Raw genomic sequence first — 16,042 nt, 5'->3', positions numbered from 1 at the left:
CGATGTTAGCTCAGGCTCCTATTAAACTCTCTGCCGGGTCGGCAAACAAGCTGTTCGGGCCGGTTCCACTGATTCGTACCTGGATAATGTCACCGATTTGCGATGTTTTTGCATCAACATTCACAGATTGAAGCCAGGGAGAACGTCCGATTATCTGTCCTGGCATGCGACCGGGCTTTTCCAGCAACAGGTCGATGACTTTTCCAACGCAGGATTTGGCGAATTCGGCCTGCTGTTTCAAGAGCAGGGCCTGCAATCTTTCCAACCGCTCCGCCTTCACCTCTTCCGGCACCTGATCGCCGAGGTCGGCGCCGGGCGTGCCGGGACGGGTCGAATATTTGAAGGAATAGGCCTGGGCGTAGTTCACCTCCTCGACGAGGCGCAGCGTATCTTCGAAGTCCTTGTCCGTCTCGCCGGGGAACCCGACGATGAAATCTCCGGCGATGGCGATATCCGGCCGAGCTTCGCGGATGCGCTCGATCAGGCGGAGATATTCGGCACCCGTATGGCGGCGGTTCATGGCTTTCAGAATGCGGTCCGAACCGGCCTGGACCGGCAGATGCAGGTAGGGCATCAGGGTGCGCAGGTCGCGATGGGCCTCGATCAGCCGATCATCCATGTCGCGCGGGTGGCTGGTCGTGTAACGCAGACGCGCGAGCCCTGGGATTTCCGCCAGGCGATAAAGCAGGTCGCCGAGGCTCCATTCGCCGCCTTTCGGGCCCTCCGCACGCCAGGCATTGACGTTCTGGCCGAGCAGCGTGATCTCGCGCACACCGCCATCGACAAGCCGCCAGGCTTCGTCGACGATCTGCTGGACGGGACGAGAAACTTCCGACCCGCGCGTATAGGGGACGACGCAGAAGGTGCAGAACTTGTCGCAGCCTTCCTGAACGGTGAGGAAAGCGGTGACGCCGCGGGCGCGGATCTTCGCCTTCTCGGTAACCGGCAAGTGCTCGAACTTGTCCTCGACCGCATATTCGGTGTCGACGACAGGCTTGCCGCCGCGGGCGCGCCTCAGCGCTTCCGGCAGGCGATGATAGGTCTGCGGGCCGATCACCACGTCGACGGCCGGCGCACGGCGGATGATTTCCTCGCCTTCTGCCTGGGCGACGCAACCGGCGACGCCGATCATCAGTTCCCGGCCTTCGGCAGCGCGTGCCTTCTTCATGTCGCGAAGGCGCCCGAGCGCCGAATAGACCTTGTCGGCGGCCTTCTCGCGGATGTGGCAGGTGTTGAGGAGGATGAGGTCGGCCTCGCCCATCTCTTCGGTCGGCACGTAGCCTTCGCCCGCCAGCGCATCGCTCATGCGGCCTGAATCATAGACATTCATCTGGCAGCCGTAGGTCTTGATGAAGACCTTGCGGGAATTCGGGCGCTGGGCCGGCTCGTCGGCGGGCACGGAAAGAGAGACGTGTTCGTTCATGGCTCGCTCCATACCGCAAGAAGACCCGGAAATGAAGCGTTTCCTAAAGCGCTTCGTAGTCACGACCCCGCAGATGGCGGATCAGCATGCGCCGAAGCCGGCTCGTCACGGCCATGCTCAGGTGCTTGCGGTTGTCGCCGGCGCGGAAATCGACCGTTTCCCCGAAGGCGACGTCCACGTCGAGCGCGCCTTCCCTCAGGACGCCGAGCAGATGCGGCACGAGTTCGATATCGCCAGGCCAGGCCGCGATCGGCCGATGATAACGCCCCATGGCCATGCCGTGGACGCGCGTATAGGCGATCGCCACCGGCTGGACATGCACGACACCTTCCGGCGTGCGCTGCACCGCGGCGGCGGCAGCGCCGAACAATGACGACTTGACCTCCAGAAGCCGGTTGCCATCGGAGGTAGTGCCTTCGGGAAAAAGCACGACGATCTCGCCGGCTGCCATGCGCTCGGCGATCTCGTTCACCTGATCGCCGGTGCGGCGCTTCTGCTCGCGAGCGACGAAGATGCTTTTCTGCAGCTTGGCGAGCGTGCCGAAGACCGGCCATTCCGACACTTGCATCTTGGCAATGAAGACCACGTCGGCGATTGCGCCGAGCACGAGAATGTCCTTCCACGACGCATGATTGCAGGCGAGCATCAGCGGCCGGCGGCGATCCAGCGTTCCGTGGACATGAATGCGGATGCCAAGCAGAAAACAGGCGGTCTTATGCCAGTAGCGCGGGATATAGCGGCGGATCTTGAGGTCGAAGGCGAGGCCGAGGAGCTGAAACGGCAACAGGACCAGCGTAACTGCGAAAAGAGCAACGAAAACGAAGCCGATCCGCGCCCAAGTAATCACTTATCGTCCTTGTCCAGCGGGATGCCGTAGAGCTCCAGCCGGTGGCCGACGAGACGGAACCCGTGCTCCCGGGCGATGCGTTCCTGCAGCGCCTCGATTTCGGCTGAACGGAACTCGATGACATTGCCGGTGTTGAGATCGATCATATGGTCATGATGTTCCTCGGGCACGGTCTCGTAACGCGAGCGGCCGTCGCGGAAATCGTGACGTTCGATGATCCCTTCGTCCTCGAACAATTTTACCGTGCGGTAGACCGTCGAGATGGAGATACGCGGATCGACCTTGGAGGACCGGCGATAGAGTTCCTCGACATCCGGATGGTCAACGGACTCCTGCAGGATACGCGCGATCACGCGGCGTTGATCCGTCATTCGCATGCCTTTCTCGGCACACAGCTCCTCCAGGGTCTTGGAAAGGTCTGTCATGTCGTCTTGGCCTTCGAAACGTTCCTGTAGAAACTAACGGACTAACGAAGAACTCGGCTCATGACAAGCGCTGTGGATCGCGTCCCGTCCGGGCCGGCATAATAGGCGGGGCGCTCGCCCACTTTCTGGAAACCGAGCTTGCGGTAAAGCTCGACAGCAGGGCGATTCGCCGCCTCCACTTCCAGAAACATGCTCTCACCGCCGCGCGCCGCCCCCTCGCGCAGGGCGGCCTGCATCAGACGCCAGCCGAGGCCCACCCGGCCGAATTTCTCGTTGACGGCGACCGTCAGAATCTCCGCCTCGCCGGCCGCCTCCCGCGATAGAACGAAACCGCCGAGCGGCTTGGAGAAAAACGCATTGGTCTGACGCGCGACGAAACCGAAGACATTTTGCTGCAGGAGCAGGTTCTGGAACTCCCCGTCACTCCACTGACGCGGAAATCGCTGGCCATGCAGCTCGGAGATCTCCAGGCAATCGCTCGCCTCCATCGGCACGACTTCGAAATACGGCTTCCAGGTCAGGTAATCGTCGAGCATCGGCGCAGTCTGTACATTCACGAACGGGCAAGGGCAAAACCGGTCTGCGGTTTCGCATCTGGTCCACGAAGATACAATGGTTTGGGACGTTGCGCATCCACAGGTTTTTCAGCGGCGATGCGGGCGACGACTGCAATGTCGAAGCGGTCCCGCCCCTCATGTTCGGCCACTCCCTTGCCAAGGGATTGCTCTATCCAGGAGCCTGTCCTTGCTGCCGAAAGAGACCTGGCGAGTTCCGAAGCGTCTTCCGGCGAAAGTGCTGCGGGTTGGCTCAACGCTTCCCCGTTGGCGGAAAACGCCTGGGTGTAGACCTCGTTGCGCTTGGCATCCATGGCAACCACGACCGGCTGGCCAGGGTGTTCGCCAAGAAACTTGAGCGCCAACGCCTCGAGCGTTGTTACGCCGACCGATTCGACACCGAGCGCGAGCGCGAAACCACGGGCGGCGGCAACACCGACGCGAATGCCGGTGAAAGAGCCAGGCCCGATGACGACTGCAACACGCTCGACGGCTTTGAGGGCAAGACCGGCTGCAGCGAGCGCTTCGTCGATGACCGACATCAGCCTTTCGGCATGGCCCTTGCCGATCGCCTCGGTGACTTCAGACAGCACTTTGCCCGCGGCGCTGTCATAGAGCGCTGCGGAGCAATCCACCCCGGCGGTATCGATGGCAAGAACAATCATTCAGCGGTGCCGGCGGGCTCAGAGCGCTTCGACGGCCTGCACTTCCGGAACGAAATGCTTGAGCAGGTTCTGCACCCCGTGCTTCAGCGTCGCCGTGGAAGACGGGCAGCCGGAGCATGCACCCTTCATGTTGAGGTAGACCGTGCCGTCGCGGAAACCCTTGAAGGTAATGTCGCCGCCATCCTGGGCGACGGCGGGGCGGACGCGGGTTTCGAGCAGTTCCTTGATCGTCGCGACGATCGTTTCGTCGTCCTCGTCGAAGAACTCGCCTTCTACGTCGGATGCTTCAGCAAGCGTGGACGTACCGCCCATGACCGGCGCGCCGGACATGAAATGCTCCATGATCGAGCCGAGGATCGCCGGCTTCAAGTGCTGCCATTCGGCGCTTTCCTTGGTGACCGTGATGAAGTCGTAACCGAAATAGACGCCGGTGACGCCGGAGATGCCGAACAGGCGCTCGGCCAGCGGAGATGCTTCCGCCTCGCCGGCATTGCGGAAATCGGCGGTGCCTTTTTCCATGACGACTTTGCCGGGCAGGAACTTCAGGGTCGCCGGGTTGGGGGTGGCTTCCGTCTGAATGAACATCTTGTCTCTCCTGGGGCACGGCGCCCCTCGCAATTTAGAACTCTTCAAAAGAAGATAAGCCGTATCAGCTTTTCGTTCAAGTGCTCCTTTGCCTGCGCAAGATCAAGTCCGCAATCAGGCCAGCGCGTCGATTTCCTCGGCCGTCAGCGTGTCGGGCAGCACGGTGACGGGGATCGGGAAGGCAGCAACGGCGGACACCAGGGGTCCCGGCCCTTCCTTGGTTGAGCCGGCCGCCAGCACGAGGACCGCGATATCGCGGTCTTCCTCGACCAGCTGGATGATCTGCTCGCTGGCGTTGCCTTCGCGGATGACGATTTCCGGATCGATGCCGATCGTATCGCGCACCTTCTGGGCGGCCTTGGCCATCACCGCATCCGCCTCTTCGCGGGCCTCGGCACGCATGATCTGCTCGACGCCCAGCCATTGCTGGAAATCGCCTTCGGGGATGACGAAAAGCAGGACAAGACCGCCATTGGAGTTCTTGGCGCGGCGCCCCGCATAGTGGACTGCCTTTTCACATTCCGGCGTGCCGTCGATGACCGCCATGAACTTGCGCCGGTGCCCTTCAAGCCGCGAAAGCCGTTTCGATACCATGCCGCCCCTCCTTCGCATGTAGACGACCCAAGCAGTCGTGATGCGGAACTTATACCAACCGGAAAAAATGAAAACCCGCCACGAATGTCGTGACGGGTATGCAATCTTTGCGTGGCCTGAAAGGCGCCGATAATCTCAGCGCAGGAAGCCGACGATGTCGAAGACGTCTCCCATGACCTTCTCGGCGCGGGCGCGGGCGCGCTCGCCACCATCCTTGAGGATGGCGTCGATATGGGTCGTGTCGTCCATCAGGCGACGCATTTCCGAGGTGATCGGCGCGAGCACGTGCACGGCGAGGTCGGCCAGCGCGGGCTTGAAGACCGAAAACTGCTGGCCGCCATACTCGGCGAGCACGTCGGCCTTGCTCCTGTCGGCAAGGGCCGCATAAATGCCGACGAGATTATCGGCCTCCGGGCGGCCCTTGAGGCCTTCGAGTTCGCTCGGCAGGCCCTCCGGATCGGTCTTGGCCTTGCGGATCTTCTTGGCGATCTCTTCCGGCTCGTCCATCAGGTTGATGCGCGACAGGTCCGACGGGTCGGATTTCGACATCTTCTTGGTGCCGTCACGCAGCGACATGACGCGCGGTGCCGGCCCCTCGATCAACGGCTCGACCAGCGGGAAGAAACCATGGATCGGCTCCTCGCCGACGACCATGTCGACGCCGGTGCCGGCGGCGCGGATCTTCTCCTGGAAGTCGATGTTGAACTTCTGGGCGATATCGCGGGCGAGTTCCAGGTGCTGCTTCTGGTCGTCGCCGACCGGCACGTGGGTGGCGCGGTAGACGAGAATGTCGGCGGCCATCAGGCTCGGATAGGCGAGCAGGCCGAGCGAGGCGTTCTCGCGGTCCTTGCCGGCCTTGTCCTTGAACTGGGTCATGCGGTTCATCCAGCCGATGCGGGCGACGCAATTGAAGACCCAGGCAAGCTCCGCATGCTGCGGCACGGCCGACTGGTTGAAGACGATATGTTTCTTCGGATCGATACCCGAAGCGATGAAGGCGGCGGCAATCGAGCGGATCTGCCCCCGCAGGTCGTCATGGACGAGCTGGGCGGTGATCGCGTGCAGATCGACGACGCAATAGATGCAGTCGTTATTTTCCTGCAATGCCACGAACTTGCGGATCGCGCCGAGGTAGTTGCCGAGATGGAGATTGCCGGTCGGCTGGACGCCGGAAAAGACAAGCGGCTTGAAGGTATTCATATCGTCCTCAATTAGGCTGGTGGAGGGCCCCAGACCCGAAGGGTCATGTTGCTAACGCGCGGGCTTATGCACGGCGAAGCGCGGAGGATCAAGAGCATCAGCGGGCCGCGTGTTCAATCAGATCCCAGGTGTTGCCATAGGGATCGGCAAACACCGCCACCGACCCGTAGACCTCATGGCGCGGCTCCTCGAGGAAACGGATGCCTTTGGTGGTCATGGCGGCATGATCGCGGACGAAATCGTCGGTCTTCAGGAAGAAGCCGACCCGGCCGCCGGTCTGGTTGCCGATTGCCGCCTTCTGCGTGTCGCTGGCGGCCTTAGCCAACAGCAGTGCCGCGCCCTCGCCGCCCTTCGGCTTCACCACGACCCAACGCTTGCCCTCCGGCTGCACGCTGTCCTCCAGGCAATCGAAGCCGAGCACGCCGCAATAAAAATCCTTGGCCAGGTCGTAGTCGTCGACGATCAGGGCCACCAGAAACAGCGATTGGACGGGCATCAAAAAACTCCGGACTCAATTGAATTTCAGCCGACCGGAAATTGCGGGCGCCGGCGGTCCTGGCAAGGGTGGAAGACCGCTTAAGGGCGCCTCCCGGAACACTACAGCGACAAAAGAACCACCACCATAACCATTCGAGGTAGGGCCGGGAAAGAGCTACCTCTTTGGGAGCATCTTGCCTACGTCAATACTCCTAAAGGAAAAATCTTTCCTGGGGTGCCTCCGAATAGATTAACGGATGTTAGTCTTTTAGGCAGCCATAATCCCATTTCTGAGCAAAAGTCTCCTTATTCGCGCCCCTTTTGGAAAGGAAATACCCAAGCGTACCACGGTTAACCGGTCATGAACGACCCGGTCTGTCCTCGGGGGATCCCCATGCGCATCATATTTCGCGTCGCGCTTTCCTGCCTATTGGCGCTAGGCCTGAATGTCACCGCAGAAGCTGGCGAAAGCCAAAAGCGAAGAAGTACTTCTTTCAAGCACGATTATTCAGCCTTCTTCACCGTGCAGCGGGTCAGCGTTCGCACGAGTTGCTTTCCGGAAAAACTGGGGGCCATCCTTGCGCATATCGCGCGAGAGACCGGCCGCAAGCCGATGGTCACGTCCGGTCATCGGCCGCATTCGGGCAGGTCGCAGCATAGTCATTGTTATGCGGCCGACATCCGGGTACCGGGCGTATCGGAACGAGCAATCCTCGCCGCTGCGGCCAGCGCGCCCGGCATCGGCGGCATCGGCCGCTATTGCAACGGCATCGTCCATGTGGATGTCGGGCCGAAACGCCGGTGGGCATATTGCGGGCGGCGCAAGCGGGCTTAGGCCTTAGGCTTCCGCTTGATGTTCCGGCGTATCATGCCGATGTCGGCGCCGCCGATCAGGAAGGCGCAGGCGAAATAGACGGCCATCGCCAGGACAAGCAGGCAGGAGAGTGCTGCGACCTGATGGATCAGCAGGGCATCCGGGGTCAGCCACGGGCCGGCATGGCGGAGCGCATAGATCAGCGCTGCGGACATGATCGCGGTCGAGACGAGCAGCAGGGCGGTACGCCTCGCGAGCGCCCATTCCCAGGTAAGATGGCCGCGCCAGACGAGCGTCGAAAACAGCAGGATGGTATTTGTCCAGCCCGCCGCAGCCTCGGCTGTCGCGATGCCGCGCTCGGCGATCAGCGGGAAAAGCGAAATCGCCAGGCCTGAGTTGATGACGACCGAGAGCATGGTGAAACGCATCGGCGTCCTGGTGTCCTCGCGGGCATAAAACCCGGGCTGCAGCGCTTTGATCAGCACGAAGCCCGGCAGGCCTATGCCATAGATCGCAAGGATTCCGGCGACGACCGAGGTGTTTTCGGCGGAGAAGGCACCGCGCTCGTAAAGCACGCGGATGATCGCGTCCGACAGGATCCAAAGCCCGGCTGCGGCCGGAAGCGTCAGGAACAGCACAAATTCGATCGAACGGTTCTGGGTATTGGCGGCTTCCTTGAGATGCCCGCCCTTCAAGGCACGGGCAAGTTCCGGCAGGAGCACGACACCGACGGCGACGCCGACCACACCGAGCGGAAGCTGGTAGATGCGGTCGGCATATTGGAGGGCGGCGATCGCGCCTTCCTTGCCCGACGCGATCGCCTGGCCGATGATCTGGTTGATCTGGGTGATGCCGCCGGTGACGGCCGCCGGCACGGCCAGCACCAGAAGGCGCTTGACGTTCGGCGTCATCCTGGGGCGGCGGAAGCCGATGTTGATGCCGGCGTGGCGCACACCGGCATAAACCACGGCGAGCTGCAGGATGCCGGCGGCCAGCACGCTCCAGGAGAGATACCAGGCGATGGTCAGCGGATCGGCATGGGTCCAGAGGCCGTAAAGCAGTGCCCCGATCATCACCACGTTCAGGAAGACCGGGGCGATGGCGGCCGCGAAGAAATGATGCAGTGAATTGAGCATGCCGCTCATCATCGCCGTCAGGGACATGCACATCAGATAGGGGAACATCACCACTGCTAAGCGGATGGTGATGGAGGTCTTTTCGGGATCATCGGCGAAGCCCGGTGCGATGATCCATTCCACCAGCCATGGCATCATCAGTTCCATGACGATGGTGATGATCATCAAGGCAGAGAAGAGAACGCCGAAAACCTCTTCCGAAAAGCGCTTGGCGCCCTCGACGCCGTTCGCCTCGATCTCTTTCGAAAACAGCGGCACGAAGGCGGCGTTGAAGGCACCCTCGGCAAACAGCCGGCGGAAGAGGTTCGGGAAGCGGAAGGCCGCATAAAAGACGTCGGCCATCGGGCCGGTGCCCAGCGCTGCCGCCATGAAGGTTTCGCGCGCAAAACCGAAAATCCGGCTGCCGAGGGTCGCTCCGCCGACTGTCGCGAATTTCCGAACAAGGCTCATCGGGAAAGGCTCATCGGACGAAACTCATACGCTGGCCTTGGACTTGCGCGGCTGGGACGACTGGTCCGGATTGGGGGCCGGCGCGATCATGCCCATCGGCATGCCGCTTCTGAGTTCGTCCTCCTGCTCGGACATCACAGCCTTCAGCCGCGCCGCGATATTGCCCTGACGGTTCTCGTTGACGACCTTCTGGCCGACGAGATCGGTGACATAGAAGGTATCGATGACCTTTTCGCCGAAGGTGGTGATGCGTGCCGAATGGATGTCGAGCGAGAGATCGGCGAGCACGGCGGTGATATCCGCAAGCAGGCCGGTGCGGTCGAGGCATTCCACCTCGATGACCGTGAACTTGTTCGACAGGCCGTTCGAGAGAATGACCGACGGCGGAATGGTGAAGGTCTTGTTGCGTTTGCGGGACTTGGCACGCGTCGCGATGACTTCCGGCAGCCGCTTCTTGCCCGACAGCACGTCCTCGATCATCCGGCTGATCGTACCGGCGCGGCGCAGTTCGTCCTCGTCCACCGGGAATTCACGGTTGATCAAAATGGTGTCGAGCGCCCGTCCGTCCGAGGTCGTGAAGATCTGCGCATCGGCGATGTTGGCGCCGGCCGCGGCGCAAGCGCCGGCGATAATCGATAGCAGGCGCGGATGGTCCGGCGCCAGGACCGTGATCTCGGTGATGGCGTGGAAACTGTCGGTCCTCACCATGGTGGCAAGCGCCTGGCCTGCCTTGTCGGTGTCTCGGAGGAACTTCGTATGACGGACCTGGTCGTCCAGCGAGACCGACAGGAGGTAAGGCTGGTAGTGCAGTTTCGAATAGGTGCGGCGGTCCTTGGCGCTCCAGTCGGCCAATGCCTTGACGAGTTCCTCCTCGGCGACCTTCGCACGCTCCTTGCGCGAGACTTCCGAGAAGCCGCCCGAGAGCAGCAGCTCGGTCTCGTAGTAGAGCGTGCGCAGCAGCTGGCCTTTCCAGCCGTTCCACACACCCGGGCCGACGGCGCGGATATCGCAGATGGTCAAGATCAAGAGCAGCTTCAGCCGGTCCATCGACTGCACCTTTTCGGCGAAGTCGGTGATCGTCTTGCGATCGTGCAGGTCGCGGGTCTGGGCCGTCATCGACATCAGGAGATGCACTTCGATCAGCCAGACGACGAGTTCGGTCTGCTTGGCATTGAGGCCGAGACGCGGGCAAAGCTTGCGCGCGATGCGGGCGCCTGCGATCGAATGATCCTCCTGGCGGCCTTTGGCGACATCGTGCAGCAGCACGGCAACGTAAAGCGCCTCGCGCTCTTCGACGCTCGGCATCACCTTGTTGGCGAGCGGGTGGATATCGGCAGCCTTGCCCTTGTCCACCTCCGACAGCGCCTCGACGGAGCGGATCAGATGCTCGTCGACCGTATAGTGATGATACATGTTGAACTGCATCATCGCGACCACCTTGCCGAATTCCGGAATGAAGCGGCCGAGCACGCCCGCCTCGTTCATCCGGCGCAGCATCAGCGCGGGATCACGCCGCGAGGCCAGCATGGAAAGGAACAGCCGGTTGGCCTCCTCGTTCTCGCGTACATCGTTGTCGATCAGCGAGAGCGAGCGGGTCATGCGCTTCAGCGCATCGGGATGAAGCTCCAGCCCGTTGATATCGGCCACATGGAAGAAGCGGATGATATTGACCGGATCGCGCTTGAAGACGTTCGGGTCGGCAAGCGTGATGCGGCCGCGGTCCACGACGAATTCGACGGTGCCGGGGATCTTGTGGAGACGTTTGGTGAAGCGTGAAATGACGCGGTTGGTGAGGCCGGGTGCCGCCTTCGCCTGCTGCTCCTCCAGCGCGGCGCAGAGAATGCGGGTCAGATCGCCGACATTCTTCGACACGAGGAAATAGTGCTTCATGAAGCGCTCGACGGCGGAGAGGCCGGGGCGCGAGTGATAACCGAGGCTTTCTGCGATCTCGCGCTGGATGTCGAAGGAGAGGCGCTCCTCGGCCTTGCCGGTCAGGAAATGCATCTGACAGCGCACCGCCCAAAGGAAGTCGTCGGCCTTTTCGAACGAGCGCGCTTCCTCGCGGGAAAGAACGCCCACCTTGACGAGTTCCGTTGTTTCGCGAACCCGGTAATAATATTTGGCGATCCAGAAGAGGGTGTGGAGATCGCGCAGGCCGCCCTTGCCTTCCTTGACGTTGGGCTCGACCAGATAACGCGTATCGCCGGCCTTCTCGTGGCGATTGTCGCGCTCGGCAAGCTTGGCGGCGATGAATTCCGGACCGGTATCGGCGACGATTTCCTTGTCGAAGCGGCTCTCGAGGTCGTTCACCAGCGCCTCGCGGCCGCAGATGTAGCGGCTTTCGAGAATGGCGGTGCGGATCGTCATGTCCGTCTTGGACAGCCGGATGCATTCTTCGACGGTGCGGGTCGCATGGCCGACCTTGAAGCCCATGTCCCACAGCACATAGAGCAGGAACTCGACGGCCTTGCGCATGGTCTCGGTATTTCGGGGGGGCAGCAGGAACAGGAGATCGATGTCGGAACCAGGCGCCAGCGTATCGCGGCCGTAACCGCCGACGGCCGCCACGGCGATATCCGTGCCCTCGCTATAGAGGCCCTCGGCAATCGTCTCGTAGAGAACGCGGATCAGCTGATCCTGTAGCCAGGAGATGCGGCGGGCGCAATTCAGCCCGCTGCCATCCTTGGAAAGGAGCTGGCGGGCCTTTTCGCGGCCCTCGACGCTCGCCCGACGCAGCAACGGCAGAAGCGCCGCCCGCAATTCGAGTTGAGGGCGATCCTTGTCCTTGACGATCGCCCTGCAATCGGCCCGAAGACGGGCCACGTCGAGAAGTTCAGAAAAATCGATGTCGTGTCTGGCCATGTTATCCTGCCGGTGCCCGGCCTGCGGAGGGAGGCTATAATCGTTTTGAGGCACCTTGACCAACGATTATCATCATCGGACGTTTCAAAGTTGTTGCTTCCTGCGTCGAAGTTCAAGCCGATGTTTTTCTGGCACCGGCGTCTTGTGCGGCCCTTGCCTCGCCTCTCCATTGCTTGGGGTTCGTCCCCGTCACCCGACGAAATTCCCGATTGAAGTTCGATTTCGTCGAAAACCCGACGTCCAGCATGATCTGGATCACCGTCCGCTCGGTTTCCCGCAGAAGGCGGCAGGCTTCGGCAATCCGGCGGTCGTTGACGAACTGCGAGACATTCAGCCCCGTCACCCGATTGATGGCGGCAGAGACCTCACGGGCCGGAAGTCTCGCCTTGCGGGCAAGCTTTGCAAGGCTCAGGTCTTCGCTCCTGTAAAGCTCGCCCTCCTCCAGCGCCGCCTCGATACGGAATAACGTGGCCTTGTCTTCTTCAGTCGGCTTGAGTGCGGGGGAAGCGACACTTGGTTTGGGCGGGGAGAAATCGGGGGCGAAATAATAGACGATCACGGCGCCTATCGCCGTGAGGTTCATCATTGTGACAGCCAACGGTACATCGCCGGCGCCGTAGATATCGGTGTAAACCGCCAGTGCGGCATCGCTGACGGCGAAGAACAGCATCAGGCCCGCGGTCAATCGGGCGGCGCGCACGGCTGGGCGAACCCGCTGCAGGGAGGCCTCCGCCATCACGTCGTCGCCGCCCGAAAGGGTCAGACGGTAAAGCGCAACGCCATAGGCGAAAAAGATCACCAGCAGCAGCGGGTCGACAAGATCACGGAAGAAGCCAACCGCCACGGCCACGACACAGGGCACCGCGGCGTGCAACCAGGGCCGATCGAGGGGTTTTGCGGTCAGGCCGCGGAACGCCAGGAAGGCAAGCGGAGGCATGATGGACGCGGTGATCGGCAGTAAGGGCACCAATCCATTGACGCCGTAGCCGAAGCGCAGCCCTACGCCGACGCCCTGAAATGCATAAAGCACAAGGAAGGCATGGAAATAACGCCGCGTGCCGGGCAGTTCGACGCCCTTCAGGCTGCGATAAAGCGTCAGCGCGAAGACGAGACCGGCAAGAAAAGGCAAGGGAACGGACAACACGCAGGATACCCGATGAAACGGCCTCGATCATGATCTCGGAGGCCTTTATCACGTTCCGGATCGAAAGGCAGGTGGGTCGACTGCTTTGATGCGGCACATCAACGGAAACCGCTGTCGAAACGTTAGGCCTTGAGCTGCTTCTTCAGCGCATAAAGCGCGTCCAGGGCTTCGCGGGGCGTCATGTCGTCCGGGTTGATGGCCTTCAGGGCGTCCTCGACCTTGGACGGGCCCGCGCGCTTGGCTTCTTCGCGGCGGACCGCGACCTGGAAGAGCGGCAGGTCGTCGATCAGCTGGCTCGCGGGGTTCTTACGGTCGGAATCCTCAAGCTTGGTCAGCACGTCGCGAGCGCGGGCGACCACCGAATCGGGCAGGCCGGCAAGCCGCGCCACCTGGATGCCGTAGGAGCGGTCGGCAGCACCGGGGCCGACTTCGTGCAGGAAGATCACCTCGCCATCCCATTCCTTCACCCGCATCGTGGCGTTGGAAAGCCGGTTCAGCTTTTCCGAAAGCACGGTCAGTTCATGGAAATGGGTGGCGAAGAGACCGCGGCATCTGTTCGCCTCATGCAGGTGCTCGACCGCCGCCCAGGCAATCGACAGGCCGTCGAAGGTCGCGGTGCCACGGCCGATCTCGTCGAGGATGACCAGCGAACGATCGCTCGCCTGGTTGAGGATGGCCGCCGTTTCGACCATCTCCACCATGAAGGTGGAGCGGCCGCGCGCCAGATCGTCCGACGCGCCGACGCGCGAGAAAAGCCGGTCGACGACGCCGATATGGGCGGAGACCGCCGGTACGAAGGAACCCATCTGCGCGAGGATGGCGATCAGTGCATTCTGACGCAGGAAAGTCGACTTACCGCCCATGTTCGGACCGGTCAGCAGCCAGAGCGCGCCGAACTCGCCGCCATTATGCGGCGAGAGATCGCAATCATTGGCGATGAACGGGCCGACGGACTGTCTGCGCAGCGCCTGCTCGACCACCGGGTGGCGGCCGCCTTCGATCGCGAACATGCGCGAGGCATCCACGACCGGCCGGCGGTAACTCCATTCGTCGGCGAGCATGGCAAGGCCTGCCGCGACATCGATTACCGCCAGCGCCCGGGCGCCGGCCTTGATCGCCTCCGCCTCCGAGGTCACGGCTGCGACCATCCTGTCGAAGGCTTCGAGCTCGATGGTCAGGGCCTTGTCGGCGGCATTGGCGATGCGGCTTTCGAGATCGGCAAGCTCCGTCGTCGTGAAGCGCATCGCACTTGCCATCGTCTGACGATGGATGAAGCGCGCCTTGCCCTCCGACGTATCGGTCATCGTGCCGGAATTGCCGGCCGTCACCTCGATGAAATAACCGAGCACGTTGTTGTGCTTGATCTTCAGCGACTTGATGCCCGTCTCCTCGGCATATTGGAGCTGGAGCGCGGCGATGACCCGGCGCGACTGGTCGCGCAGCGCCCGGACTTCGTCCAGTTCCGAATGAGCGCCATCGGCGAGGAACCCGCCGTCACGCTTCAGAAGCGGCAGTTCCCGCGCCAGCATGTTGCCGAGCATGGATTCCAGGTGAAGCGGCAAGGCCTTCAGGTCGTCGAGCGCCTGCCCCAGTTCCTCAGGCAGCATGGCCCTGTCGAGAAAACCCGCGACGCCGCGGGCCGCTTCCAGCCCCTGCAGGATACTGCCGAGATCACGCGGGCCGCCGCGGTCGAGCGCCAGGCGCGACAGGGCGCGCGGCATGTCCGGCACGTGCTTCAGTCCGGAGCGCAGTTCACTGCAGAGCGACGGCTCTTCGAGCAGGAAGGAGATGGAATCGAGACGTCGGTTGATGCGGTCGGGATCCGTCAGCGGCGACATCAGCCGTTCGGCGAGCAGGCGAGCCCCGCCGCCGGTCACGGTACGGTCGATGGCCTTCAGGAGCGTGCCTTCACGCTCCCCCGACAAGGTCTTGGTCAGTTCCAGGTTGCCGCGGGTCGCCGGGTCGATGAACAGCGTCGAGGCGCCGCTTTCGCGCTCGGGGCGTCCGAGCGGCGGACGTTCGGCGATCTGCGTCTTTTCCACATAAGCGACGGCGGCCGCCGCGGCGGCGAGTTCGGCGCGCGAAAAATTGCCGAACCCGTCGAGCGTGCCGACGCCGAAATAACGGGTGATGCGGCCCTCGGCGCTGGCGCTGTCGAAGAGCACCGACGGCTGCGGCACCGCGACCTTGCCGAGCACGTCGAAGACGGGTTTGAGCTCGGCGTCGTGAAACATCGTATCCGGCAGGATCAGTTCGCGCGGTTCGATGCGCAGGATATCGGCGAGCAGCCGGGACTGATCGGTCTCCGCCAGCCGGAAGACGCCGGTCGAGATATCGATCCAGGCGAGCGCCAGAAGCGGTTCGGCGGCACCCTTGATGCGGGCAAGCGCCATCAGGTAGTTCGACTCGGAGGGTGAGAGGAGTTTTTCCTCGGTAATCGTGCCCGGCGTCACCAGCCGGACGACGTCACGCTTCACCACCGATTTGGAGCCGCGCTTCCTGGCCTCCGCCGGGTCTTCCACCTGTTCGCAGACGGCGACGCGGAAACCGAGCGAGATCAGCTTCTGCAGATAGTCGTCGGCAGCGTGCACCGGAACGCCGCACATCGGGATTTCGCGGCCGAGATGCTGGCCGCGCTTGGTGAGCGTGATGCCGAGTGCACGGGACGCATCGACCGCATCCTCGAAGAACAGCTCATAAAAATCACCCATGCGATAGAAGAGCAGCGAACCCGGATTGTTCGCCTTGATCTCGATATATTGCTCCATCATCGGCGTTGCCGACGCGCGACTTTCCTCCGAGGCGAGCTCGGCAGTATTCAGGGCTTCGATGGGGAATCTTTCAAACTGGGTCACGGAACCGATTT

General features: G+C 62.3%; 14 protein-coding genes. 1 reads left to right on the top strand and 13 read right to left on the bottom strand.

The features are described from left to right. Positions 1-10 precede the first annotated feature (10 nt). The 9 genes from miaB to C5J24_RS09155 form a co-directional block, all read right to left on the bottom strand. Positions 11-1,423: a tRNA (N6-isopentenyl adenosine(37)-C2)-methylthiotransferase MiaB gene (gene miaB / locus C5J24_RS09195; protein WP_105417654.1), complete on the bottom strand. Its 1,413-nt coding sequence runs from the start codon at positions 1,421-1,423 to the stop codon at positions 11-13. A 43-nt stretch (positions 1,424-1,466) separates the two neighbouring features. Continuing rightward, entirely contained in the window at positions 1,467-2,270 is an 804-nt protein-coding gene (locus C5J24_RS09190; protein WP_105417356.1) for a 1-acyl-sn-glycerol-3-phosphate acyltransferase, read from the bottom strand. Then, positions 2,267-2,695 carry a Fur family transcriptional regulator gene (locus C5J24_RS09185; protein WP_046603134.1) on the bottom strand — a complete coding sequence of 143 codons (429 nt, stop codon included), beginning with the start codon at positions 2,693-2,695 and terminating at the stop codon, positions 2,267-2,269. The genes C5J24_RS09190 and C5J24_RS09185 overlap by 4 nt, the downstream gene beginning before the upstream one ends. Before the next feature lie 41 nt (positions 2,696-2,736). Then, positions 2,737-3,231 carry a GNAT family N-acetyltransferase gene (locus C5J24_RS09180; protein WP_105417653.1) on the bottom strand — a complete coding sequence of 165 codons (495 nt, stop codon included), beginning with the start codon at positions 3,229-3,231 and terminating at the stop codon, positions 2,737-2,739. Between the two features lie 17 nt (positions 3,232-3,248). Then, positions 3,249-3,914, bottom strand: a complete 666-nt coding sequence (gene tsaB, locus C5J24_RS09175) for a tRNA (adenosine(37)-N6)-threonylcarbamoyltransferase complex dimerization subunit type 1 TsaB (RefSeq protein WP_105417354.1) — start codon at positions 3,912-3,914, stop codon at positions 3,249-3,251. A gap of 18 nt (positions 3,915-3,932) precedes the next feature. Beyond that, positions 3,933-4,499, bottom strand: a complete 567-nt coding sequence (locus tag C5J24_RS09170; RefSeq protein WP_105404192.1) for a NifU family protein — start codon at positions 4,497-4,499, stop codon at positions 3,933-3,935. 114 nt (positions 4,500-4,613) lie between these two features. Continuing rightward, positions 4,614-5,093 (bottom strand): universal stress protein, encoded by a 480-nt coding sequence (locus C5J24_RS09165; RefSeq protein ID WP_038539180.1) that lies wholly within the window; start codon positions 5,091-5,093, stop codon positions 4,614-4,616. 135 nt (positions 5,094-5,228) lie between these two features. Beyond that, positions 5,229-6,293 (bottom strand): tryptophan--tRNA ligase, encoded by a 1,065-nt coding sequence (gene trpS, locus C5J24_RS09160; RefSeq protein ID WP_105404193.1) that lies wholly within the window; start codon positions 6,291-6,293, stop codon positions 5,229-5,231. A gap of 97 nt (positions 6,294-6,390) precedes the next feature. After that, positions 6,391-6,789, bottom strand: coding sequence for a VOC family protein (locus C5J24_RS09155; RefSeq protein ID WP_105417352.1), 399 nt, complete (start codon positions 6,787-6,789; stop codon positions 6,391-6,393). Positions 6,790-7,164: 375 nt separating this feature from the next. On the opposite strand from C5J24_RS09155, the gene C5J24_RS09150 reads away from it, so the two are divergent. Next, a complete protein-coding gene (locus C5J24_RS09150; RefSeq protein ID WP_105404195.1) occupies positions 7,165-7,605 on the top strand; it encodes a DUF882 domain-containing protein in 441 nt (146 codons plus the stop codon). Here C5J24_RS09150 and murJ read toward each other — a convergent pair. The 4 genes from murJ to mutS form a co-directional block, all read right to left on the bottom strand. After that, positions 7,602-9,170, bottom strand: a complete 1,569-nt coding sequence (gene murJ, locus C5J24_RS09145) for a murein biosynthesis integral membrane protein MurJ (RefSeq protein ID WP_105417350.1) — start codon at positions 9,168-9,170, stop codon at positions 7,602-7,604. The two genes, C5J24_RS09150 and murJ, sit on opposite strands and share 4 nt — an antisense overlap. 24 nt (positions 9,171-9,194) lie before the next feature. Beyond that, the gene (locus tag C5J24_RS09140) at positions 9,195-12,032 is read right to left on the bottom strand and encodes a [protein-PII] uridylyltransferase (protein ID WP_105417348.1); all 2,838 of its coding nucleotides are present in this window, start codon (positions 12,030-12,032) and stop codon (positions 9,195-9,197) included. A gap of 112 nt (positions 12,033-12,144) precedes the next feature. Next, entirely contained in the window at positions 12,145-13,176 is a 1,032-nt protein-coding gene (locus C5J24_RS09135) for an AraC family transcriptional regulator (RefSeq protein ID WP_172723898.1), read from the bottom strand. Between the two features lie 122 nt (positions 13,177-13,298). Beyond that, entirely contained in the window at positions 13,299-15,947 is a 2,649-nt protein-coding gene (mutS, locus tag C5J24_RS09130) for a DNA mismatch repair protein MutS (RefSeq protein WP_245446592.1), read from the bottom strand. Positions 15,948-16,042: the final 95 nt, after the last annotated feature.

Origin of the sequence: Neorhizobium sp. T25_27 (assembly GCF_002968565.1) — a bacterium.
GTDB lineage: Bacteria > Pseudomonadota > Alphaproteobacteria > Rhizobiales > Rhizobiaceae > Neorhizobium > Neorhizobium tomejilense.
Note: the sequence above shows the minus strand (reverse complement) of the source record. Positions and strands in the feature narration are given on the sequence as shown.